At 75.1% G+C, this 22,033-nt stretch carries 23 protein-coding genes and 1 pseudogene; 11 read left to right on the top strand and 13 right to left on the bottom strand.

Translation table 11 applies throughout. The annotated features are described in order from the left end of the window. The first annotated feature begins 9 nt into the window (after positions 1-9). Positions 10-1,281, top strand: coding sequence for a cupin domain-containing protein (locus ACVCAH_RS23340; protein ID WP_447138319.1), 1,272 nt, complete (start codon positions 10-12; stop codon positions 1,279-1,281). Positions 1,282-1,306: 25 nt separating this feature from the next. Here the strand turns inward: ACVCAH_RS23340 and ACVCAH_RS23345 are convergent, their stop codons facing one another. The 5 genes from ACVCAH_RS23345 to ACVCAH_RS23365 form a co-directional block, all read right to left on the bottom strand. After that, a complete protein-coding gene (locus tag ACVCAH_RS23345) occupies positions 1,307-1,972 on the bottom strand; it encodes a hypothetical protein (protein ID WP_447138320.1) in 666 nt (221 codons plus the stop codon). Continuing rightward, the gene (locus ACVCAH_RS23350; RefSeq protein WP_447138321.1) at positions 1,969-4,650 is read right to left on the bottom strand and encodes an FtsK/SpoIIIE domain-containing protein; all 2,682 of its coding nucleotides are present in this window, start codon (positions 4,648-4,650) and stop codon (positions 1,969-1,971) included. The genes ACVCAH_RS23345 and ACVCAH_RS23350 overlap by 4 nt, the downstream gene beginning before the upstream one ends. Further along, on the bottom strand, positions 4,643-5,638 hold the full coding sequence (locus tag ACVCAH_RS23355) for a hypothetical protein (RefSeq protein ID WP_447138322.1): 996 nt from the start codon (positions 5,636-5,638) through the stop codon (positions 4,643-4,645). Before ACVCAH_RS23355 ends, ACVCAH_RS23350 begins: the two co-directional genes overlap by 8 nt. A 9-nt stretch (positions 5,639-5,647) precedes the next feature. After that, complete coding sequence (locus ACVCAH_RS23360; protein WP_088993708.1) at positions 5,648-5,908, bottom strand: hypothetical protein; 261 nt, start codon at positions 5,906-5,908, stop codon at positions 5,648-5,650. A 151-nt stretch (positions 5,909-6,059) separates the two neighbouring features. Further along, on the bottom strand, positions 6,060-6,437 hold the full coding sequence (locus tag ACVCAH_RS23365; protein WP_447138323.1) for a hypothetical protein: 378 nt from the start codon (positions 6,435-6,437) through the stop codon (positions 6,060-6,062). A 150-nt stretch (positions 6,438-6,587) separates the two neighbouring features. Between ACVCAH_RS23365 and ACVCAH_RS23370 the strand changes: the two genes are divergently transcribed. The 3 genes from ACVCAH_RS23370 to ACVCAH_RS23380 are packed head-to-tail and all read left to right on the top strand — an operon-like array spanning position 6,588 to position 9,681. Next, on the top strand, positions 6,588-9,140 hold the full coding sequence (locus tag ACVCAH_RS23370) for an ATP-dependent Clp protease ATP-binding subunit (protein WP_447138324.1): 2,553 nt from the start codon (positions 6,588-6,590) through the stop codon (positions 9,138-9,140). Between the two features lie 14 nt (positions 9,141-9,154). Continuing rightward, a complete protein-coding gene (locus ACVCAH_RS23375; RefSeq protein WP_447138325.1) occupies positions 9,155-9,331 on the top strand; it encodes a hypothetical protein in 177 nt (58 codons plus the stop codon). Then, positions 9,331-9,681, top strand: a complete 351-nt coding sequence (locus ACVCAH_RS23380) for a DUF3140 domain-containing protein (RefSeq protein WP_447138326.1) — start codon at positions 9,331-9,333, stop codon at positions 9,679-9,681. Before ACVCAH_RS23375 ends, ACVCAH_RS23380 begins: the two co-directional genes overlap by 1 nt. Before the next feature lie 64 nt (positions 9,682-9,745). Here the strand turns inward: ACVCAH_RS23380 and ACVCAH_RS23385 are convergent, their stop codons facing one another. The 3 genes from ACVCAH_RS23385 to ACVCAH_RS23395 form a co-directional block, all read right to left on the bottom strand. Further along, entirely contained in the window at positions 9,746-9,991 is a 246-nt protein-coding gene (locus ACVCAH_RS23385; RefSeq protein WP_447138327.1) for a hypothetical protein, read from the bottom strand. A 19-nt stretch (positions 9,992-10,010) separates the two neighbouring features. Beyond that, positions 10,011-11,018 (bottom strand): LysR family transcriptional regulator, encoded by a 1,008-nt coding sequence (locus tag ACVCAH_RS23390; RefSeq protein WP_447138328.1) that lies wholly within the window; start codon positions 11,016-11,018, stop codon positions 10,011-10,013. 102 nt (positions 11,019-11,120) lie between these two features. Further along, a complete protein-coding gene (locus tag ACVCAH_RS23395) occupies positions 11,121-11,714 on the bottom strand; it encodes a hemerythrin domain-containing protein (protein WP_447138329.1) in 594 nt (197 codons plus the stop codon). Positions 11,715-11,816: 102 nt separating this feature from the next. On the opposite strand from ACVCAH_RS23395, the gene ACVCAH_RS23400 reads away from it, so the two are divergent. Beyond that, positions 11,817-13,145, top strand: coding sequence for a M20/M25/M40 family metallo-hydrolase (locus ACVCAH_RS23400; protein WP_447138330.1), 1,329 nt, complete (start codon positions 11,817-11,819; stop codon positions 13,143-13,145). 61 nt (positions 13,146-13,206) lie between these two features. Continuing rightward, positions 13,207-13,860 carry a hypothetical protein gene (locus ACVCAH_RS23405; RefSeq protein ID WP_447138331.1) on the top strand — a complete coding sequence of 218 codons (654 nt, stop codon included), beginning with the start codon at positions 13,207-13,209 and terminating at the stop codon, positions 13,858-13,860. A gap of 87 nt (positions 13,861-13,947) precedes the next feature. On the opposite strand, the gene ACVCAH_RS23410 is transcribed toward ACVCAH_RS23405, so the two are convergent. The 3 genes from ACVCAH_RS23410 to ACVCAH_RS23420 all read right to left on the bottom strand — a co-directional run bounded on the left by ACVCAH_RS23410 (position 13,948) and on the right by ACVCAH_RS23420 (position 15,541). Further along, a complete protein-coding gene (locus ACVCAH_RS23410) occupies positions 13,948-14,139 on the bottom strand; it encodes a DUF5703 family protein (RefSeq protein ID WP_447138332.1) in 192 nt (63 codons plus the stop codon). 143 nt (positions 14,140-14,282) lie between these two features. Further along, the gene (locus ACVCAH_RS23415) at positions 14,283-15,125 is read right to left on the bottom strand and encodes an SseB family protein (RefSeq protein ID WP_447138333.1); all 843 of its coding nucleotides are present in this window, start codon (positions 15,123-15,125) and stop codon (positions 14,283-14,285) included. Beyond that, positions 15,122-15,541 carry a YbaB/EbfC family nucleoid-associated protein gene (locus tag ACVCAH_RS23420; protein ID WP_447138334.1) on the bottom strand — a complete coding sequence of 140 codons (420 nt, stop codon included), beginning with the start codon at positions 15,539-15,541 and terminating at the stop codon, positions 15,122-15,124. The genes ACVCAH_RS23415 and ACVCAH_RS23420 overlap by 4 nt, the downstream gene beginning before the upstream one ends. Before the next feature lie 95 nt (positions 15,542-15,636). On the opposite strand from ACVCAH_RS23420, the gene ACVCAH_RS23425 reads away from it, so the two are divergent. Genes ACVCAH_RS23425 through ACVCAH_RS23435 form a run of 3 tightly spaced genes read left to right on the top strand, consistent with a single transcriptional unit; the run spans position 15,637 to position 17,955 of the window. Further along, positions 15,637-15,969, top strand: a complete 333-nt coding sequence (locus ACVCAH_RS23425) for a hypothetical protein (RefSeq protein ID WP_447138335.1) — start codon at positions 15,637-15,639, stop codon at positions 15,967-15,969. Next, entirely contained in the window at positions 15,966-17,027 is a 1,062-nt protein-coding gene (locus tag ACVCAH_RS23430) for a WXG100 family type VII secretion target (protein ID WP_447138336.1), read from the top strand. The genes ACVCAH_RS23425 and ACVCAH_RS23430 overlap by 4 nt, the downstream gene beginning before the upstream one ends. A 22-nt stretch (positions 17,028-17,049) precedes the next feature. After that, a complete protein-coding gene (locus ACVCAH_RS23435) occupies positions 17,050-17,955 on the top strand; it encodes a hypothetical protein (RefSeq protein ID WP_447138337.1) in 906 nt (301 codons plus the stop codon). An 8-nt stretch (positions 17,956-17,963) separates the two neighbouring features. Here ACVCAH_RS23435 and ACVCAH_RS23440 read toward each other — a convergent pair whose 3' ends face one another. Beyond that, positions 17,964-18,935 (bottom strand): aldo/keto reductase, encoded by a 972-nt coding sequence (locus ACVCAH_RS23440; protein WP_447138338.1) that lies wholly within the window; start codon positions 18,933-18,935, stop codon positions 17,964-17,966. A gap of 244 nt (positions 18,936-19,179) precedes the next feature. Between ACVCAH_RS23440 and ACVCAH_RS23445 the strand changes: the two genes are divergently transcribed. After that, positions 19,180-20,232, top strand: a complete 1,053-nt coding sequence (locus ACVCAH_RS23445; protein ID WP_447138339.1) for an LLM class F420-dependent oxidoreductase — start codon at positions 19,180-19,182, stop codon at positions 20,230-20,232. Then, complete coding sequence (locus ACVCAH_RS23450) at positions 20,229-21,065, top strand: undecaprenyl-diphosphate phosphatase (protein WP_447138340.1); 837 nt, start codon at positions 20,229-20,231, stop codon at positions 21,063-21,065. The genes ACVCAH_RS23445 and ACVCAH_RS23450 overlap by 4 nt, the downstream gene beginning before the upstream one ends. 641 nt (positions 21,066-21,706) lie before the next feature. Here ACVCAH_RS23450 and ACVCAH_RS23455 read toward each other — a convergent pair. Beyond that, positions 21,707-22,033 (bottom strand): annotated as a pseudogene (locus ACVCAH_RS23455) (hypothetical protein); the annotation flags it as partial.

The raw sequence follows: 22,033 nt of genomic DNA on the forward strand, positions 1-22,033 counted from the left end.
GGAGCGCTCGTGACGAACCTCGACCCGCCGGGCGGCCACGGCCGTCCGGCGGTTCCGTCCGCGACCGCCGCCGCCGCCCTGGCCCGCTGTGTCTCGGTCGAGCCGGCCAAGTTCGCCGCCGCGCACTGGGGACGGACGCCGCTGCTCTCCCGCGCCGACGAGCTGCCCAACCCGGCCGGTTTCACCGACCTGCTCAGCCCCGCCGACGCCGACGAGCTGCTCAGCCGGCGTGGCCTTCGTACGCCCTTCCTGCGGATCGCCAAGGACGGTCAGCTGGTGCCGGCGGCGCGGTTCACCGGCGGCGGCGGGGCCGGCGCCGAGATCGCCGACCAGGTCCTCGACGAGCGGGTGCTGGAGCTGTACGCCGGCGGCGCCACCCTCGTCCTGCAGGGCCTGCACCGCACCTGGCCGGCGCTGATCGACTTCACCCGCGAGCTCGGCGCCGCAGTCGGGCAGCCGTTGCAGGTCAACGCCTACCTCACCCCCGCCGGCAGCCAGGGCTTCGCCACCCACTACGACACCCACGACGTCTTCGTGCTCCAGGTCGACGGCCGCAAGCACTGGCGGGTCCACCCGCCGGTGCTGCCCGACCCGCTGGAGAAGCAGCCCTGGGGCGGCCGGGCCGACGAGGTCTCCGCCACCGCCGAGGGACCGCCCACGCTGGACGTGGTGCTCACCCCCGGCGACGCGCTCTACCTGCCGCGTGGCTGGCTGCACAGCGCGCAGGCGCAGGAGTCCAGCTCGCTGCATCTGACCGCCGGGGTCCGGGCGCTGACCCGCTACGCGCTCGTCGAGGAGCTGCTCGCGCTCGCCGCCGAGGACCAGCGGCTGCGCGCCACCCTGCCGTTCGGCGTCGACGTGGCCGACCCGGACGCCATCGAGCCGGAACTGACCGAGACGGTGGAGGCGTTGCGCGCCTGGCTGCTGCGCGCCGACCCGGCTGCGGTGGCCGGTCGGCTGCGGCAGCGGGCCTGGCCCGCGGCCCGGCCCGCGCCGATCCGCCCGCTCGCCCAGGCGGCCGCGCTCGCCGCCCTGGACGCGGAGAGCCGGCTCGCCCCGCGGCCCGGGTTGCGCTGGCAGCTCGTCCCGCAGGGCGACACGGTCGCGTTGCGGCTGTTCGACCGGACCATCACCCTGCCCGGGCAGTGCGCGCCGGCGGTGCGTGCCCTGCTCACCGGCGCGGTCAGCCGGGTCGGTGAGCTGCCCGGCCTCGACGACGACGCCGACCGGCTGGTGCTGGCCCGCCGGCTGCTGCGCGAGGCGGTCCTCGTCCCCGCGTGACCCGGCACCGGCGGCCGCGCGCCGGTCAGCGGCCGGCGACCAGCAGCACGACGGTGGTGACCAGCCCGGCGGCGAGCACCACGGTCATCGGCCGCGGGCTGAGCACCGCGTGCCGGCGGTCGGCCAGCAGCTTCGCCGGCACCAGGCCGACCAGCGGCCCGAGCAGCGTCACCACCAGCGCCAGCACCGGCATGCCGACCGCGAGGTCGCCGCCGTTGCGCTCGCCCACCGTCCGGGCCGCCACCCCAAGGGCGTACGTCAGCGTCGCGCCGGCCACCCCGCAGAGCGCCAGCAGCGGGTTCACCGAGCCCGGCAGGTCACCCGGTCGACGGGTGCGGTTGAGCAGCTCCCGCACCCCGTCGAGCAGCCGCGCGGGGTTGCCCGTCGCGCCGGGCGTCGGGGCGGGTGGGCCGCCCAGCCGCCGCGCCCCGGGGCCGAGCCGGTCCCGCAGCTGATGCCACAGGTGGGCCGCCTCGGCGTCCACCCGCTCCTGCGCCTCGCGCGCGTCCACCAGCTCCCGCTCGGCCCGCCGCACCTGCTCGGTGGCCTCGGCGACGGCCCGATCGGCCGCCGCGCACTGCTGGTCGTACCAGGCGTGCGCCTCGGCCCGCTGGCCCTGCACCCGTGCGGTCAGCTCGGCCAGCCGCCGCACCTGTGCCGCGTACGTCTCACTGCTCACCGGCTGGTTCACCGCGACGGTCCGTAGGGGATGATCACCTGGCCGGTGCGGTGCACCGCCCGGTCGAAGAAGAGCCCGCGCCAGGGGCGGGGGTACCAGTCCGGCCCGCCGGTGCCCGGGTAGAGCGAGGACCCCAGCTCGCCGCCGTGCGTGTCCAGCGCCACCCAGGCTCCGATCTGGTCGGTTCGCGCCGCCGGCCCGCCCAGGTCGGCGCGCATCCGGGCCACGCCCCGCCACCAGGCCAGCACGTGGGTACGCCGCTCGGGGCCGTCGTGCAGGATCCGGCGCAGGTGCTCCAGCCCGGTCCGCCGGCCGACCCGCGCGCCCAGCGAGCCGGCCGCCGCGTCGACGGCGAAGAGCAGCAGGTAGTGCGGGGTGCCGCTGGCGCCCGGCGCACCCAGGCCGTCGGCCGTCTCGGCCATCAGCTCGGCCACCGTCTCCTCGTCGTACCAGGCCGCGTCGTCGGCCAGGTCCTCGTAGAGCGACCGGGCCGCCGGGTCGGCGTCCGGGTCCAGGCAGGCGATGGAGAAGCGGGCGCTGCCCGGCCGGTGCTGGCGGGCCAGCGACCGGGCGGCGGCGTCCAGCACGGCGCACGCCTCGTCCACCCGGGTGCCGAGCACGGCCAGGTTCCGTCCCGGCGCGCGGGGCAGCCGCAGCGTCGCCGAGCGCGCCTGCACGTCGATGATCTCGCCGAGCAGCGCCACCGGGCTGCGCAGCGTCCCGGTCTCGGGCGCCGTCAGGGCCCGGAAGTCCGGCGCGTCGGCCAGCCGGGGGATCGCGTCGCCGTCGAAGAGCCGGGCGGGTGCGGCGTCCTGCGGGCGCATCCGCCACAGCCGGTGCTGCAGCTCGCTCCAGGTCTCCCAGTCGCTGGCCGACGGGATCCGGGCCACCTGGTTGCCCTCGGCCATCCCCGACTCGGCGTTGACCACCGCGTGGTGGCGCGGCAGCGACTGCGCGGCGTCGTTGCGCTCGGCGAGGATCCGCAACGCCTTGGGCAGCGCGATGCGGAGCGTGAACTGGGCGACCAGCGCCGGCCGGCCCCACAGCGCTTCGATGCCGCGCACGTCCTGCGAGGCGAGCACCAGGTGGATGCCCTGCGACCGGCCTCGGCGGGCCAGGTCCTCCAGCAGGTCGGCCGCTTCCCGGGCCACCACGTCGCGGCCCGCCAGCAGCATCTGGAACTCGTCCACCACCGCCACGATCCGCGGCCAGCGCCCGGTCGGGTCCACCGCGCGCAGCTCGGCCAGCTTGGTCACCTCGTGTTTCTTCGCCGCGTCCGCCCGCCGGCGCAGTTCCTCGGCGAGGAAGCGCAGCAGCGCCAACCCGAACTCGCGGTCGGTGTTGACGTTGATCCCGACCAGCCGCATGTGCGGCAGCCAGCTCGGGTCCCGCCGGCCCTGCGCGAACCGGGCGAAGGACACCCCCTCCTTGAAGTCGAGCAGGTAGAACTCCAGCTCGGTGGGGGAGTAGCGGGCGGCCAGCGCGCCGATCCAGGCGAAGATCAGGTTGGTCTTGCCGGTGCCGGACGGTCCGCCGATCAGCGCGTGCGGCGGGTAGTCGCCCAGGGTCAGCAGCACCGGCCGGCCGTCCGGGCCCTCGCCGACGGGCGCGGTCAACCCGCTCGCGGAGTCCTCCTGCCACATCCGCTCCGGCGGCGGCAGCAGGTCGGTGAACGGGGTCGGGGCCGGGCCGGCGTTCACCCGCGCCGCCACCTGCCGGCAGGTCTCGGTGACCAGCGTCGCCGGCGGCGGCGGGTCCAGCCGTACGGGCAGGCCGGGCGGGGCGCCGACCCGGGCGCCGTCCGGCTCGGCCAGCACCCGGGTCACCGTCGGGTCGTCCGGCAGCGACACGCCCCGGACCACCAGGTGCACCCCGCACGCCGCCCCGGTGCGGACCACCCGGTCGAGCTGACCGCGCTCGTGCCGGGACAGCTCGTCCCCGCCGAGCAGCACCGCCACCCGCCACGGCTCCGGGCGGCGGCCGGTCGCCGCGGCCAGTTCGCGCAGGGAGCCGTACTCGCCGGCCAGCACGGTCTCGTTGATCCGGCGGATCTGCTCCACCAGGTCGTCCAGCAGCCGGCCCAGCCCGCCCGGGCCGACGAAGGTGAGTAGCCCGGCGGTGCCGAGCGGGGCGAACCCGGCCAGCCCGCCGCCGAGGTGCTCCGGGTCGTAGCCGACCAGCCGGACGCTGCCCGGGTCGGCCCGGCCGACGGCGCGCAGCAGCAGCGCCGACACCACCGCCTCGCACCCGTCCCGGTCCCCGCCGGTCAGTTCCACGTGCCCGGCGTCCAGCAGCGGCACCAGCGCGGGCACCGGTCCCGCGCCGGGGATGCGCAGCGTGCCGATCCGCAACGCGCCCGGCGGCTCGGCCCGGCCGGGCGGGGTCGGCCGCCATCCGGCCCAGTCGGCGGAGGCGGCGCCGGGCGACTCCCGCTCGGCGGCGGCCGCGGCCCGGCGGGCCAGTTCGGCGATCCGGGCGGCGTGCCGTTCGTCGATCTCGGCCAGCCGGCGGTCCCGTTCCGCGCCCACCCGCTGCGGCACGGCCGCCGCGGCGCGCTGGATCCGGGCCAGCCGCTCCCGGCCGGCGGTCAGGTCGGCCTGGGCGGCGGAGAGCCGGGTGCGGGTGGCGCCCAGCGCCTCGGCGAGCGTCTCGCGGACCCGGGTGACCAGTTGGGCGCGCCGGTCAGCCATCGGTACCCCGGCGCCGGTCCCGGCCGGTCGCGGCGTCCGGGCCGCCCCGCCGCGGCGCGTCCGAGGTGTACCGGTGCGCGGCGCCCGGGCCGTTGCGGTGCGGGGCGTTCCCGGGCGGCGCGGCGGCGGCCGGCTCCCGCCCGGTCCCGGCCGGCAGGTCCCGGCCGAGCCGGGCCAGCAGCACCCCGGTCAACACCCCCGCGGTGACCGCCGGGTCGGCGGCGTGCGGTTGGTCCTGCTCGCCGCGCCGCGGCGGCGGCATCCGGCAGACCCGGGTCAGCAGGGTGTCCAGCACCGGCGTCGGCAGGCCGGGCAGCAGGTCCCGGACCCGCCCGTCCACCTCGCGGCGCAGTCGGCCCAGGTCGTCCGCGCGGGGCGGGTGTCCGAGCAGTTCGCCGGCCAGGTCACGGAGCAGCGGCGGGGCCACCGCCGCCAGGCCGAGACCGACGTCGGCGTGCGCCCGGCGCAGCTCGGCGTGCAGCCGGTCCCGGTCGCCGGCCCGGACCCCGCGCACCACCCGGCGCAGCAGTTCGCGGGAGTCGCCGACCCGCTCGTCCGGCCCGTCCGGCGGCCCCTCCCGCCCCCCGGTCAGCTCCGCCACCCGCACCGCCCACCAGCGGCGCAGGGTCACCTCGCCGGCCGGCTCGGGGCCGGCGGCCACCGGCGGCGCCGCGCCGGGCGCGTCGTGCCGCGGGCGGCTGCGCGGCTCCTCCCGGGGCGGCGGCCCGCCGTCGGCAGCCAGCCCGATCGCGGCCAGGTACGCGGCGAGCTGTTCCTGGGCCACGCGCAGCGCGTAGTTGGCTGTCTCGGCGTGCTCGGTGGCCGCGGAGAGTTCCGGCACCCCCATCGGGTTGGCCGACTCCTGCCGCACCCAGCGCAGCCGCTCGGCGGCCAGGCCGAACTTCTCCAACGCCTGGCCCAGCAGGCCGAGCGGCAGCTCCTCGGCGGCGGCCCGGACCTGCGCGCCGACGTCCTCCACAATGGACATAGCGGGCACCTAGAGGGCCGCGACGTAGAGCTGCGCCTGCTCGACCGCGACGAGTGTGGCGGCGAGACACTCCTCCAGCTCCTGGCTGGCCTGGGTGAGCGAGGCCTGGGCCGCCTCGACGGTCTCGTGCCCGCTGCCCTCCAGCGCCCCGGCCAGGGTCTGCTGCGCCTCGGCCAGCTTCTCGCCGGCGGCCTGCACGGCGCTCTGGCCGTCGCCGATCTGTTGCAAAGCGACATCGATGGCTGCCTTGAGCTCGGCGACGCTCGCCACGGCGGAACCTCCTGGGGGCGGGGAGGTCTCCATTAGAGCCTATCCCGTTGGGTGAGAGAACAACCGCCCTGTCAGTGTTCCTGCCTCCCTGACCGGTTGTCGACGGCGAGCGCCGGGAGTCCGATTGGTGAGACCCGCGGCGGGCGGCGGCTCAGTCCCGCAACCACCGCGGGCCGTACACCTCGGCCCCCAGCGTGGTGACCCGTTCCCGCAGCTCACGGTCGGCGGTGACGACCAGCCGGCGGCGCTCCGGGGTGGCCGCGGCGAGGTCGACGATCGCGTCGTCGCCGGACCGGTCGGCGGCGAGCACCCGCACCCCGGCCACGGACGGCACGTCGCGCGCCGCGCCCTCGACGACCAGCACCACCTCCACCGGCGGCGGCAACCGGTCGGGCAGCCCGGCCGCGGCCACCGGGACCAGCGCGTCCCGCAGCCGGGCGGTGGCGCCGGCCCGGTCCCGCCACCACCCGTCCGGGCGCGAGCCCACCACGTTGGCGGCGTCCACGATCAGCAGCGGCGTCGGGTCCATGCCGCCAGCGTGCCACCCGCCGCCGGTGCGCCGGCGCCGGCCCGCCCGGGCCGGCAGGTGCCCCGCCGTGGCACGGGTGCGGCGTTTGTCGGGCCGGCCGCCGGGTAGCCCCTGGCGACCGTGCCGCGCGCCCGACTGCGGAGGACAGACATGATGGGACCCGGTGACTTCGGCTCCGACCCGTGGGACGAATTCCTGGCCCGGTACTTCGGCCGGGGTGAGGGTGGGCGCCGACCCGCGCACCGGGTCGACATCACCCGGCTGATGACCGCCGACGCCAGGGAGATGCTCGCCGACGCCGCGCGGCGCGCCGCCCAGCGGCACAGCACCGACCTGGACACCGACCACCTGCTCTGGGCGGCGTTGCAGCGCGAGCCGCTGCGCGACCTGGTCCGCCGGGCCGGCGCGGACCCGGACACCCTGCTCAACGCGCTCGGTGGGCGGGGGGACGGCGCGCCGCGCGGGGAGGTGCCGCCGAACCTGTCGCTCACCCCGGCGGCCAAGCGGGCGCTGCTCGACGCCCACCAGCTCTCCCGGGCGATGGGCGCCAACTACATCGGCCCCGAGCACATCCTGATGGCGCTGCCGCTGAACCCGGAGTCGCCGGCCGGGCGGATGCTGGCCGCCGGCCGGGTCCAGCCGGAGTCGTTGCAGGCCGCCAACGCCGAACGCGGCCCGATGGCCGGGCCGAGGCCGGACCGCGGCACGCCCACCCTCGACCAGTACGGCCAGGACCTCACCGACCTCGCCCGCAACGACCAGATCGACCCGGTGATCGGCCGGGCCGACGAGATCGAGCAGGCCGTGGAGATCCTGTCTCGGCGGACGAAGAACAACCCGGTGCTGATCGGCGAGGCCGGCGTCGGCAAGACCGCGATCGTCGAGGGCCTCGCCGAGCGGATCTGCGACGGCGACGTGCCGCAGACCCTGCTCGGCAAGCGGGTCGTCCAGCTCGACCTGGCCGGCCTGGTCGCCGGCACCCGCTACCGGGGCGACTTCGAGGAACGGCTGAAGAAGGTGATCGAAGAGATCCGGGCGCACCGGGAAGAGCTGATCATCTTCCTAGACGAGATCCACACCCTGGTCGGCGCGGGCGGGGCGGGCAGCGAGGGCGGCATGGACGCGTCCAACATGCTCAAGCCGGCGCTGGCCCGTGGCGAGCTGCGGGTGATCGGCGCGACCACGCTGGACGAGTACCGCAAGAGCATCGAGAAGGACGCCGCGCTGGCCCGTCGCTTCCAACCGGTGTTCGTGCCGGAGCCCAGCGTCGAGGACACCGTGGCCATCCTGCGCGGCCTGCGGGACCGCTACGAGGCGCACCACCAGGTGCGGTTCACCGACGAGGCGCTGGTCGCCGCCGCCGAGCTCTCCGACCGGTACGTCACCGACCGGTACCTGCCGGACAAGGCGATCGACCTGATCGACCAGGCCGGCGCGCGGGTCCGGCTGCGCACCCGCACCCCCGCCGCGGACGTGCGCGAGCTGGAGCAGCAGCTCGACGACGTGCGCCGGGACAAGGAGCAGGCGGTCACCGACGAGCAGTACGAGCGGGCGTCCACGCTGCGGGACCGGATCTCCGAACTGGAGGACCAGATCCGGCGGGCCCGTGGCGACGAGGGCACCTCGCAGGTGCCCTCGGTCGGGCCGCAGGAGATCGCCGAGGTGGTCTCCCGGGCCACCGGGATCCCGGTCGCCCAGCTCACCGAGGAGGAACGGGACCGACTGCTGCGGCTGGAGGGGCAGCTGCACGAGAAGGTGGTCGGTCAGGACGACGCGGTGACCGCGGTGGCCGAGGCGGTCCGCCGCTCGCGGACCGGGCTGGCCGACCCGAACCGGCCGATGGGCAGCTTCCTCTTCCTCGGCCCGACCGGCGTGGGCAAGACCGAGCTGGCCCGGGCGCTGGCCGAGGCGCTCTTCGGCGAGTCCGACCGGATGGTCCGGGTGGACATGAGCGAGTTCCAGGAGCGGCACACGGTCAGCCGGCTGGTCGGCGCCCCGCCCGGTTACGTCGGGTACGAGGAGGCCGGCCAGCTCACCGAGGCGGTGCGCCGCCGCCCGTACGCGGTGGTGCTGCTCGACGAGATCGAGAAGGCCCACCCGGACGTGTTCAACATCCTGCTGCAGGTGCTCGACGACGGCCGGCTCACCGACAGCCAGGGCCGGACGGTCAACTTCAAGAACACCGTCCTGATCATGACGAGCAACCTCGGCTCCGAGCTAATCACCGGCACCCAGCGCGCGGTCGGCTTCGGCGCCGGTGCCGAGGGCGGTGACCAGGAGCGGGACGAGCTGCGCGAGCGGCTGATGCGCCGGCTCCAGGAGAACTTCCGGCCGGAGTTCCTGAACCGGATCGACGAGGTGATCATCTTCCGCCGGCTCGAGGCGCCGCAGCTGCGCCAGATCACCGAGCTGATGCTGGAGGAGACCCGGCGCCGGCTGCACGCCCAGGACATCCAGGTGGAGTTCACCACCGCCGGCATCGACTGGCTCGCCGAGCACGGCTACCAGCCGGAGTTCGGCGCCCGCCCGCTGCGCCGGGTCATCCAGCGGGAGGTCGACAACCACCTGTCCCGGATGCTGCTGGAGTCGGCGATCTCGCCGGGCCAGAAGGTCACCGTGGACGCCCGCGACGGCCAGCTGGCCTTCGACGTGACCGCCGGCGAGCGGGGCTACACCGCGGCGACGACCTCGCACCCGCGATGACCGAAGGGCGGACCATGACCGAACCCGAGGAGAGCCGGGACGAGAGCGAACGCACCGATCCGATCGTGGCGCCGCCGACGGCTAACCCCGCCCGGGTGCGGGTGCCGCCGGAGGGGCTGGGTCGGCGGACCGACGACGACGAGGAGGGGGACCCGGGTACGTCCGGGCCGCCGCCCGGAGAGGAGGGCTGATGGTACGAGAGCAGCGGCTCGAGCCCGAGGTGGAGGTGCTCTGGGACGACTTCCACGCCCAGGTGAACGTCCCGTCCGAGAAGCTCCGACAGTGGCTGCTGACCCGCGGCTCCGGGGAGGAGTCGTTCGGGCCGGACCCGGACCTCGACCTGCCCGAGCCGGGCCGGCAGATCCTCAAGGTGCTGAGCAAGCGCAAGGTCGACCTGACCCCGGAAGACATCAAGGTGATGCAGGACGCGATCGACGAGATCCAGAACCTGCTGGAGGCCAAGCCGCCGCGCGGCAACGCCGACGACGAGTGGCGGCACGCCCTGCTCGACCTCGGCCACGACGTCCTCGTCGAACGCTGAGACACCGCACGACGTCGTCGTCACCCCGAGCGGGTGACGACGACGTGTCGTGGTCGGGCCGGGGTCAGGTGCCCTGGTCGGACTCGAGGCTGCCGATGGTGAGACCGACGGCGTCGGCGGCGGCCTCGCGGTCGGCGCGCTGCCGCTGCTCGCGGGTGAGCAGGTTGGCGTACTCGGTGATGTCCGACGCGGCGGGCACGTCCGGCAGGCGGCGCAGGAAGGACTCCACGTCCTGGGCGGCGGCGGTGTGCGCGGCGGCCGCCCGGAGCAGCGTCTCACGGTCGTCGGCGGCGGGGTCGAGGTCGGTCATGCCGGGCAGATACCCGCCGTCAGGCGGTTCGCACCCCGCGCGCCCCGGCGACCGGCCGGGCCGCCGCCGGGCCGCGCACCCCGAAGTCCGGATTGCGCAGCAGCCAGGCCAGGTACGCCGGGTGCGGCGCCAGCGCGTCGGTGTACGCCGCCAGCGCCGTCTCCAGCACCAGTTCGGCGCCGAGCGCGGCGGGGGAGTCCGGGTGCCAGCCCAGCATCAGCCGCCAGCGCAGCGGGGTCCCGGCCAGCCGCCGGGTCACCAGGCCGGCCACCGGGCGGAAGGTGGCCTGGCACAGCGCCACCGCCTCGCCGGCGTCCACCAGGTCCACGCAGCCGCGCACGTCGGCCTCGTACACCTTGCGCGGGGTGAAGCCGGCGCGGGCGCAGGCGGCGGCGAAGCAGTCGCCGAAGCACCCGTCGCCCGGCGCGGCCACCCACTGCTCGTGGCGCAGGTCGACCAGGCGCACCTCGTCCCGGTCGGCCAGCGGGTGGATCTCCGGCAGCAGCACCAGCACCGGGTCCACCGCCACCTCCCGCCAGCTCAGCCCGAACTCCGCCGACGGCGTGGAGTCGCCGCAGACCCCGCTCAGCGCGTAGTCGAGGCGGCCGCCGGCCACCAGCTGGGCCAGCTCGTCGACCGACCAGGAGGCGTACGTGCTGATCTGCGCCTGCGGCTGCTCGGCGGCGAGCCGGTGCACCAGCCGGCCGAGGATCGGGCTGTTCACCCCGCCGAAGCGGTACCGCCGGGGCGCGTCGCCGGCCCCGGCCAGCCGGGCCGCCTCGTCCTGGAGGCCCTTCATCGCCGGCAGCAGCACCCGGGCCCGGGCGAGCACCAGCTCGCCGAGCGCGGTGGGCCGGGCGCCGCGGCGGTCCCGCTCGAACAGCGGCCCGCCCAGGGTCCGCTCGATGCGCTGGAGCTGGGCGGTGAGCGCCGGCTGGGCCAGGCCGAGCGTCGATGCCGCCTTGGTCACGCTCCCCGTCTCCGCGATCGCGCAGACCACCCTCAGGTGTCGCAGCTCCAGATTCATGAAGTGACGGTAGGTCCACCGGGCAGCCTGCGGGAAGGGCCCGTACGGATCAACGCTTCCCGATATGTGCGGGCCCGGCCGGACGGTGCGGCCGACGGCCGGTCATCCCTCGGGCGGCCCGGGCAGGTCGGCCAGGTAGGTGGGCCGGCCGGAGACCACGTCGCGCACCTTGTCCACCACACCCACCGCCGGCTCGACGATCCGGTTCCACGGCGGCGTCGCCGGGGTGGCCGGGTGCGGCCGGGTCGGCGCGGCCTCCTCGGCGATCTCCAGCCGGTTGCCGAGCCGGATCAGCTCCTCCGTGGTGGCCACCTCGCGCAGCTCCGCGACCAGCGCGTCGACCCCGGCAACGTGCCGGCGGACCCGCTCGGCCACCTCGGCCAGACCGGTCGCCTCCTTGAGCGCGGTGAGCAGCCCGGCGTCGGCCTCGATCTCGCGGTCCACCCGCGCCGCGGCCTCCGGCCGGGCCGCCCGCACGGCGGGCAGCAGGTACTGCTCCTCGGCGGACAGGTGCCGGGACAGCGCGGCGGTGAGCACCTGCACCCCGTCCGCCGGCGGGTCCTGCGCTCCGGTGAGCCGGTCCACCAGCTCCAGCAGCTGGCGATGCTCGCCGGAGACGATGTCGGCGATGCTGCGCCCGCCCGGCCGGTAGCTCTCCTCGGGCGCGGGCGGCAGCGGCGGCAGCGGAACGGTCATGGTGCCCTCCTCGGGTGGCGGGCGGCGGTGGGGGCGCGGTCGCGTCCGGCGGTACCCGGCGGCGTCTCCGCCGAAACCGCGGCCGGCTGGTATGAAGATGCGATGACGAGCGACGCCGCCTCCGCCCGACCCGATCCCGCCGCCGAGGTCGTCGACCTCTGCCGCGACCTGCTGCGGATCGACACCACCAACACCGGGGACAACGACACCAGCGTGGGTGAACGCCGCGCCGCCGAGTACGTGGCGGAGAAGCTGGCCGAGGTGGGCGTCGAGCCGGTGATCCACGAGTCCGCGCCGGGTCGGGCCAACCTGGTGGCCCGCATCCCCGGCGCCGACCCGGGGCGCGGGGCGCTGCTGGTGCACGGCCACCTCGACGTGGTGCCCGCCGACCCCGACGAGTGGTCGGTGCACCCGTTCTCGGGCGAGCTGCGCGACGGCTACCTGTGGGGCCGGGGCGCGATCGACATGAAGGACTTCGACGCGATGGTGCTGGCCGTGGTCCGGCACTGGCAGCGCACCGGGGTCCGCCCGCCGCGCGACATCGTACTGGCCTACACCGCCGACGAGGAGGCGGGCAGCGACTACGGCGCGCACTTCCTGGTCCAGCGGCACCGCGACCTCTTCGACGGCTGCACCGAGGCGATCGGCGAGGTCGGCGGCTTCTCGTACTCGGTCAACGACACCCAGCGGCTCTACCTCATCGAGACCGCCGAGAAGGGCATCGACTGGCTGCGGCTGCACGCCAAGGGCCGGCCCGGGCACGGCTCGATGGTGCACGACGACAACGCGGTCACCGCGCTCGCCGAGGCGGTCGCCCGGATCGGCCGGCACCGCTTCCCGGTGGTGGTCACCGACACCGTGCGGGCGTTCCTGGAGGAGGTCTCCGACCTGCTCGGCATCGAGCTGGACCCGGACGACCCGGAGACCGCCATCGCCAAGCTCGGCCCGATCGCCAACATCATCGGCGCGACCATCCGCAACACCGCCAACCCGACCCGGCTGGCCGCCGGCTACAAGGACAACGTCATCCCCGGCCGGGCCACCGCGACCATCGACTGCCGCAGCCTGCCCGGGCAGTCGGAGCTGCTGGAGCGGCAGCTGCGCGAGCTGATCGGCCCGGACATCGCGATCGAGTACATCCAGCGCCAGCCGGCGCTGGAGACCACCTTCGACGGCGACCTGGTCGAGGCGATGTCCGCGGCGCTGCGCGCCGAGGACCCGGGCGCCCGCCCGGTGCCGTACATGCTCTCCGGCGGCACCGACGCCAAGGCGTTCTCCCAGCTCGGCATCCGGTGCTTCGGCTTCGCGCCGCTGCGGCTGCCGGCCGACCTGAACTTCTCCGCGCTGTTCCACGGCATCGACGAGCGGGTCCCGGTGGACGGACTACAGTTCGGCGTGCGGGTTCTCGACCGGTTCCTCCGCACCTGCTAGCCGTGTCCGGTGCACACCCGGCCGGGCACGGGCCTCCCCATCGTGAAGGGACTGCACTCACATGACCGACCAGCACGGTGAGCTGGACGCCGCCCTCGAGCGCGTGATCGAAGCGGCCCGCCACCACCTGGCCGCCGTCCGCGCCGCGCAGGGCCGCATCGACGACGACGACGTCTGGCAGGCGTACGTGGCGTTGAACAACGCGTCCTACGCGTACGACGAGCAACTCCTGGACGCCTTCGGCGAGGTCACCCCCTGGGACGTCGAGTCCATCGACCCGGACGAGGCCGACCAGCGCTTCGGCGGCGCGGAGGGCGTGGAGGCCACCGACCCGCACCCGCGGGTGATCTCGGTGCGCCAGCGGCGGGACTACCGGGTGCCGAGCGTCTCGGCGCTGATCCGGGTGGCCGAGGTGGCCCGGCGGGAGGGCACCCCCGAGGAGGACGAGGCCGCCCCGGTGGAGGGCGTCGGCGAGGCGGTGCTGGAGCTGCTGCAGAGCGGCGACGGCTCGCTCGGCGCGCTGGACATCCCGGAGCTGGAGCCGCTCGACGGGGTGGTCATGGTCAGCGAGGTCGGCACCCCGGTCGACCTGGAGTCGTTCGACGACGACGACCCGGTCGGCCCGTTCCAGCCGGGCGCCGACGACCGGCTGGTCGGCCGGCTCGACGAGCACCCGTTCCTGGAGCTCGACGACGAGCACGACCACGCCCACTAGGCAGGGCGGGACGCCCCGGGGCCCGGCCCGCGCGGCACGGGCTCCGGGGCGCCGCCGACGCGGGACCTCCGCCCCGCGCCCGGGCCGTCAGTACGACAGGCCCGGCTGCGGCTGGTTGATCCGCCGGCGACGCAGCCACACCTGCCGCGTACCGTCCCGGAACAGCCGCACCCGGGCCAACTCCCATCCGGAGAACTCCGCCTGGATCGCCAGCTGCGCCGCGGCGGTCAACCGGTCGACGTTCGGCGGCAACCGCAGCGGCGCGTATTCGTAGTCCATGGGCACTATGCTGCCCAGCCCGACGGCCGTTCGCCACCCCCCTCGCCGTGAACCGCGCCGCTGCCCACGCCCGGTTTCCGCCGCCCCGCGCCGGCCGTCCGGCGTCGCTGCCCGGTCGGCCGCGCTCCCGCCACCGGGACGCGTCAGCCGGCCGGGGTGTTCGCCGCGAGCAGGGCGGTCAGGGCCGGCGCGGCCAGTGCGACCGTGCGGGGGGTGCCCGGGTCCACCACCAGCCCCCAGGACCGGTCCGGCCAGTCACCGAACAGCTCGGCGCAGGGCAGCGCGACGAACGGCACCCCGTCGCCGGCGAAGGCCGCCAACGCGTCCGGTGAGGTGAAGACCGGCAGCAGCGGCGCGCCGGCCGGGTCGGCGACCACCGTCCACGGGAATTCGGCGTCCGGGGTCGGCTCCGCCGCCAGCGGTACGCACACCGTGGCGGTGGCCAGCACCCCCAGGTAGCCGGGGAGGTCACGCCGGCCGGCGGCCTCGGCGAGGAGTTCCGCCACGGGCCGCTCCGCGGCGCCCGTGGCGTCCGGGCCTCCGGGCTCCGCGTCGGCCACCGCCGTCCGTTCGCCGGGCGGCTGGCCGGGCAGGTCGGCGGCCGGTGCGGCCGCCGGCTGGCCGGGTGCCGCGTCCGGGTGACCGGTGGTGGGTTCCGGTGGCAGGGCCCGGCAGGACAGCGTGCCCGGGTCGTCGGTGAGCACCTCGGCCGCGGTCCGCGCCACGAACACGGCGAGCCAGTCGAGGCGCTCCGGGGTGCGCGGCGTCTCGTACCACCATCCGCCGCCGTCGCCCGGCCGCTGCCAGCCGAGCGCGGTCAGGCGCCCCTCGTCGTAGCCGGGGCAGACCAACCGGACCGTCTCCCGGCGCACCAGCAGGTGCAGCCGGCGGGGATCGGCGGCCAGCTCCAGATCGGTGTCCCGGTCGCAGCGGGCGAGCGTGTCGCGCAACCGGGTGACGATCTCCGGCCAGCTCGGCGCGGTCATGCCGGCGAGCCGGGCAGGCGGCCGTCGAGCCGCCCCAGCCGGCCGATGGTCTCCTCCAGGCGGCCCATCGCCGAGAAGTCGCCCGGCGTGCCGAACAGCTCGGTCAGCCCGGCGCCGAGCTTCGCGTCGAGGCCCTCGGTGCGCTCGTCGAACTGCTCGGCCGCTGCCGCCTTGGCCCGCCGGTACGCCTCCAGCACCATTTCCGCCAGCGCCTCGGTGCCGACCCGCAACGCGGTCGGCGCGAGGTTCAGGTCGGTGAGCGCCCCGGTGGCGTCGACGGTCGCGGTGACCAGGCCGCTCTCGTCGGTCGCGGTGCCGGAGAGTTCGGCCAGGTCGTCGCGGAGCCCGGCGAAGCGGCGTTCGATGTCGGCGATCCGTCCGGCGAGCGCGTCGAACGCGGACAACGGGTCAGCCATGAGATTCCTCCCCCGTGGACGGTGGCACCGGGGTGGTGCCCGCGGCCGGCTGATCGTATCTTCGTTGCGCCGGGACATACGGGGGAGGAACGGCCATGCCGCCAGACATCGAGGTCGACGTGCACGCGGTGCGTCGACTGGAGACCGCCGCGAAGCAGGTCGCCAGCTCGCTCGCCGCGCTGGAGAGCCGGATCGCCTCGGCCGGCGACGTGCCGTCGGACGCCTTCGGCCACCTGCCGTTCGCCAGCGACATGCTGCGGGAGAAGTACGCCGAGCAGGTCGAGGGCGGGCAGGAGCTGTTCCGCTCGGCCCAGGACGCGTTCCAGCGGGTCGGCGACGCGCTGGCCGGCACGGCGGAGGCGTACGAGCGCAACGAGCAGGACATCGACGCCGGCTTCAAGGCCATCCAGTCCGGGATGCCGCGATGAGCGGGCCGGCCGGCAGCGCCGTCCAGCTGTGGAACGGCATCGACAACGCGCTCTCCGGCGTGCACGAGGCGGTCGACAGCGTGTGCCGCACGCTGGCCTGGCCGCTCATCCAGCTCGTCGACATGGTCGACGGGGAGCCAGCGGCGCTGCGCGCCAAGGCCACCGAGTGGGACGCGCTGGCCGCGCAGGTGCGGGAGCTGGCGCAGCATCACCGCGGCGCCCGCGAGGCCGCGCAGGCCGGGTGGCGGTCACCGTCCGGTGAGGCGTACGGGCGCCGACTGGCCGAGGTGGAGCAGCAGCTGCTCGACCTCGGCGAGCAGTTCGCCGCCACCGCCGAATACCTCCGCGGCGTCGCCGACGGCCTGCAGACCGTGCACGACGTGCTGGTGGACCTCTGCGTCGAGTTCGTGAACTGGCTGCTGGTCACGCTGGTCACCGCGCTGCTGATGGCGCCGTTCACCGCCGGGGCGTCCTGGGCGGCCGGCATGGCGCTGGCGGTGACCCGGGGCCTGATCGCGGTCACCCGGGCTCTCAAGGTCATCCGGCCGCTCGCCGCGCACCTGCAGAAGGTCATCCGGCTGCTCCAGCGGGTGCTCTTCTACCTGCGCAAGCTGCGCAACCACCTGGACAAGCTGGTCGACAAGCAGAAGGCGCTGCGCACCGGCCAGAAGTACGCCGACAAGCGGCGCGCCGCCGGGAAGGCGGACAAGTGGTACCACAAGTTCATGGACCCGACGAAGGGCACCTACAAGCTCGGCAAGTCCGGGTCGCCGTTCGACATGAGCACCTTCGAGCGGATGGGTGTGCTGCGCAGCCACGGCATGGCCGACGGGGCCCGGATGATCGGCCGGGACTGGGCCACCAACCTGCCGTGGAACGTGCCGAACACGGTCGTGCACGGGGTCACGTGGGGCACCGTCGCGGTCGCCAGCGGCCTCTCCGTGCCCGGCGCCGACCAGATCGACGACCAGGTGGACCAGGCGGTGCAGAGCGGCGCCGACTGGATCGACCACAATGTCTTCGGTCAGCCACCCGCGGAGCAGCCGGCGGGCCGGTGACGGTCGATCGAGGAGGTACGGCGTGACCGGAGGTGCGCGGGGTCGGCTCGGGCGGCTCACCGATGCGGTGCTCGGCGGCGCGCGGGCGGCCCGGGACAAGGCCCGCGAGCTGCGCGACGAGTTCCGCACCAGCGACGAGCCCGAGCGCGCCCTGGTCGCGCCGCTGGTGCCCGGGCAGCAGGTCCGTTACGTCGGGCTGGCCCCGGTCCGGGCGCCGGAGCTGCACCGCGCGGGCAGCCAGCTCACCGACCGGGTGGCCGGCGAGGTGGCCGAGGCGCTCGACCCCCGGGCGCTGTTCGGGCTGCTCAACATCGTCAACCCGGTGGTCTGGGTGGACGCGGTGATGACCCCGGTGCGGCTGGCCGCGGGCGTGCTCCTGCTCCCGGGCAAGGCCGCCGCGGTCGCGGCCGGCCTGCCCGGGGAGGAGGCGCCGGAAACCGCGTCGCCGCACCCGGCCCCGGCCCGGGAGCCGCTGCCGCTGACCGAGGAGCAGGAGGCGTTCCGGGCCCTGTTCCGGCTCAGCCGCTACCGCCCGCTGGCCGACCAGCTCGCCGAGATCGCCTACCGGCGGCGGTACGTCTTCAGCGGCGACCTGGCCAGCCTCGCCGGCAGCCTGCTGCTCTTCCTCGAGCGCTACACCGGCACCCCGCTCGCCGTCACGGACACCCACCTGCACCTGCTGCGGATGGGCCGCCGCCCGGACGAGGGCCGGCCGGACAACCGCCAGCCCCGGCTGCTGTGGAGCGTGGAACGCGGCCGGGTGGCCCGGATCGACTCCGAGGGCGGGGCGCGGCTGATGCAGTTCCCGTCGACCATCGTGTTCGACGACGGGTCCTGGATCCGCATCGTCAATCCGGCCACCCGGGACGACCAGTCCCGGTTCCTCGGCGCCGTCCAGGGCATCCCCGGCCAGCGCCCGTCGACCTGACCCGCCGGTCAGCCGTCCCGTTCCGGGTAACCCACCGGGACAGCCGACACGTCGTCCAGGGCGGTGGTGATCTCCTCCGGCAACGTCATCCGTTCCACCTGCAGCGCGCCGAGCAGCTGACCGACGGTCCGGGCGCCGAGGATCGGCGCCACCACCCCCGGGCGGTCCCGGATCCAGGCCAGCGCCACTTCCAGCGGGGAGACCCCGAGCCCGCCGGCCGCGGTGGCCACCGCCTCCACGATGCTGGAGCAGCGCGGCTCCAGGTAGGTGGCGACGAACCGCTCGAAGTGCGGCGACGCCGCCCGGGAGTCGGCCGGTCGGCCGTGCCGGTACTTGCCGGTGAGCACCCCGCGGCCCAGTGGCGACCAGGGCAGCACGCCCAGCCCGAGCGCCTCGCAGGCCGGCAGCACCTCCCGCTCCACGCCCCGCTCCAGCAGCGAGTACTCCACCTGCGCGGCCACCACCGGGGCCCGCCCCGGCCAGGCGGCCTGCCAGGTGGCGGCGCGGGCGGTCTGCCAGCCGGAGAAGTTCGACACCCCGACGTAGCGGACCCGGCCGCTGGCCACCGCGTGGTCCAACGCCGCGAGGGTCTCCTCCAGCGGGGTGTCCGGGTCGTAGCCGTGCACTTGGAACAGGTCGACGTGGTCGGTGCCGAGCCGGCGCAGCGAGGCGTCGAGCGTACGCAGCAGGTGCCCGCGCGAGCCGTCGCGCCGGCGGCCGCTGCCCGGCCGCAGCCCCGCCTTGGTGGCAATCAGCAGCCCGTCGCGGGGGACCAGGGTGCCCAGCAGCGAACCGATCACCGACTCGGCGTCGCCGTCGCCGTAGACGTCGGCCGTGTCGATGAGGTTGCCGCCGGCGTCGAGGTAACTCTTCAGCTGGGCGGCCGCATCGTCGGCGTCGGTGTCCCGGCCCCAGGTCATGGTGCCGAGAGCGAGCCGCGAAACCGCCAGCCCGCTTCGGCCGAGCGGTCGCTGTTGCATGGGTGAACCTTATTTCGAACCGGGCCCGACGGATATCCTCGCTGCCGTCGAGTCTGCCGGCCCGGCCGGGTGTCCGCTCGGCCCGGTCCCCGCTGGTCCGCCCGGCCGCCCGCACCCGCCCGTCCGCCCGACCCGTCGGCGCCGTGGACGCCGAGGTCCGGGCCGAACCGGTGAGCCGGTGATCGGCCCCGCGTTCGGTATTGCGTAACCTGGTGCGACCTGTGGTGCGGATGGGGGAGGACCAGTGCGACTCGGGCTCAGCCTCGGATACCAGACGGCGTGGAGTACGCCAGCCGACCACCTGGCCCTGGCCCAGGAGGCGGACCGGCTCGGCTACTCGGTGGTGTGGGCGGCGGAGGCCTACGGCTCCGACTCGCCGAGCATGCTCGCCTGGATGGCCGGCCAGACCGAGCGGATCGACGTGGGCGCCGCGGTGATGCAGATCCCCGCCCGCACCCCGGCGATGACCGCGATGACCGCGGCGACCATCGACGCCCTATCCGGCGGCCGGTTCCGGCTCGGCCTGGGCGTCTCCGGCCCGCAGGTCTCCGAGGGCTGGCACGGCGTCCGGTTCGCCAAGCCGCTGGCCCGCACCCGCGAGTACGTGGACATCGTGAAGCTGGCCGTGGCGCGCAAGGAGGTCGCCTACGACGGCGAGTTCTACACGCTGCCGCTGCCCGACGGTCCGGGCAAGGCGCTGCGGCTCGGCTTCCACCCGCCGCGCGAGCACATCCCGATCTACCTGGCCGCGGTCGGCCCGAAGAACCTGGAGCTGGCCGGGGAGATCGCGGACGGCTGGCTGGCCGTCTTCTACGCGCCGGAGTTCGCCGAGGAGCAGCTGGCCTCGGTGCGGGCCGGGCGGGCCAAGGTCGGCAAGGAGCTGGCCGGCTTCGACGTGGTGCCGTCCGTTCCGGTGGTCGTCGGCGACGACATCGCCACCTGCGCCGAGCTGGTCCGCTGGTACGCCGCCCTCTACGTTGGCGGCATGGGCAGCCGGCAGCAGAACTTCTACAACCAGCTGGCCACCCGGATGGGGTACGGCGACGCCGCCCGCGAGGTGCAGGACCTCTACCTCGCCAAGCGGCAGCGCGACGCCGCCGCCGCGGTGCCGATGGAGTTCATCGACCGCACCTCGCTGCTCGGACCGAAGGAGCGCATCGCCGAGCGGATGCGGGAGTACGCCGCCGCCGGCGTCACCACCCTGTCGGTGAGCCTGTTCGCCGCCGACCGGGACAGCGGGGTGCAGACCCTGCGTACCGTCGCCGAGGCGTTCGACCTCGCCGGAGTCGGCGAGTGACCTGGGTCGAAGCCATCGTCCTCGGCATCGTCCAGGGACTGACGGAGTTCCTCCCGGTCAGCTCGTCGGGGCATCTGCGGATCACCTCCGCGATCTTCTTCGACCGGGACGCCGGCGCGTCGTTCACCGCGGTGACCCAGTTGGGCACCGAGGCGGCGGTGCTCATCTACTTCGCCAAGGACATCTGGCGGATCACCCGGACGTGGCTGGTCGGTCTCCGGGACAAGTCCGTCCGCTCCAGCCTCGACTACCGGATGGGCTGGTACGTCATCATCGGCTCGATTCCGATCGGGCTGTTCGGCTTCCTGTTCAAGGACCAGATCCGTACCGCCGGCCGCAACCTCTGGCTGGTGGCCGCCACCCTGATCGTCTTCGCGTTCGTGCTCGCCTTCGCCGAGTACTGGGGCCGGCAGACCCGCACCCTGGAGAACTTCCGGATGCGTGACGGCGTGGTGATGGGCTTCGCCCAGGCGATGGCGCTGATCCCCGGGGTGTCCCGCTCCGGCGGCACGCTCACCGCCGGGCTGCTGCTCAACCTGACCCGGGAGGCGGCGGCCCGGTACTCGTTCCTGCTGGCCATCCCGGCCGTGGTGATGTCCGGGATCTTCAGCGTCGGCGACGTCTTCGAACCGGCCGCCCCCGGCACGTCGGTGCCGAGCGTCGCCCAGATGATCGTCGCCACGATCATCGCGTTCGGCATCGGGTACGCGGCCATCGCCTGGCTGCTGCGCTACGTCGCCCACCACACCCTGTACGTCTTCGTGCTCTACCGGGTCGCGCTGGGCACCCTGGTCCTCGCCCTGCTGATGACCGGCACCATCAGCGCCACCTGAGTCCGCGCGCACGACGGCCCCCGGCAGCACCGCGAGGCGACCGGGGGCCGTCGCCGTTCTGCCCGTGCCTCCACCCGGCCCTGGCGCGACCGGTGGCTCCGGGCGTAGACAGCGCCGCCCCCGGGGCACGTGGGCTCCGGGGGCGGCGTTGGGGTGTCGGTGTGCAGGTCGCCTCTCGGCGAGTGGCGCGACGCGGCTCCAGCCGGACGGTATTCCGCGAAGGCAGTAGTGGTGAGGCCCGGGGACACTGGTCACACCGACATCTGACTCAACCGGGGGGTGGGTCTGGTTGTTCCCGCGGTCGTGGGTCGGATTCCGTGCGCCTGTCTGCCTGGCGCGGGTGCGGCGGGTGTGGCCCAGCTTGCGGTGGTGGGGTGTGGCCCGCCGTGCCCGGCTCCGGGCGGTCAGGCTTGATCCCTGCGCCGGGCACGGCGGGCCACACCCGCGTCGTGGTCGTGCCCGGGTCGTAGGTCGCGGTTGGTGGTGGGCGCATCCGCTGGTGCCCGCGTCGTCTGCGGACAGGACCCGGATGCGCCGCTGGCCGGCACCCCGTTGTGGGTGCCGGCCAGTGGCGGTGGATGTGCTGCTGGCCGGCACCCGTTGGGTGCCGGCCAGCAGTCCCCCTGTGAGGAATGTCTGTGTCAGTTGTTCCAGTGCTTGGCGACGAGGTCGGCGGCCTGCTGCTCCCACTGGGCGTAGTGGAACGGGTAGGCCGAGACCTGCACGGTCTGGGCGGCCTTGGTCAGCGGCATGTCCTGCCACCCGTCGACCTGCTTGAGACCCTTCAGGAACGCCTTGGTCGAGTACTCCGGGTCGGTGATCTGCTCGACCGTGCCCCAACCCGAGGACGGGCGCTGCTGGAACAGGCCCTGCGAGTCGTGGTCGTTGCGCTCACCCAGGTGACCCAGGTTCTCCAGCTTCGACTCCTGCAGTGCGGTGGCGATGGCCACCACGGCGGCGCGCTCGTC

The organism is Micromonospora sp. LZ34, assembly GCF_052981855.1.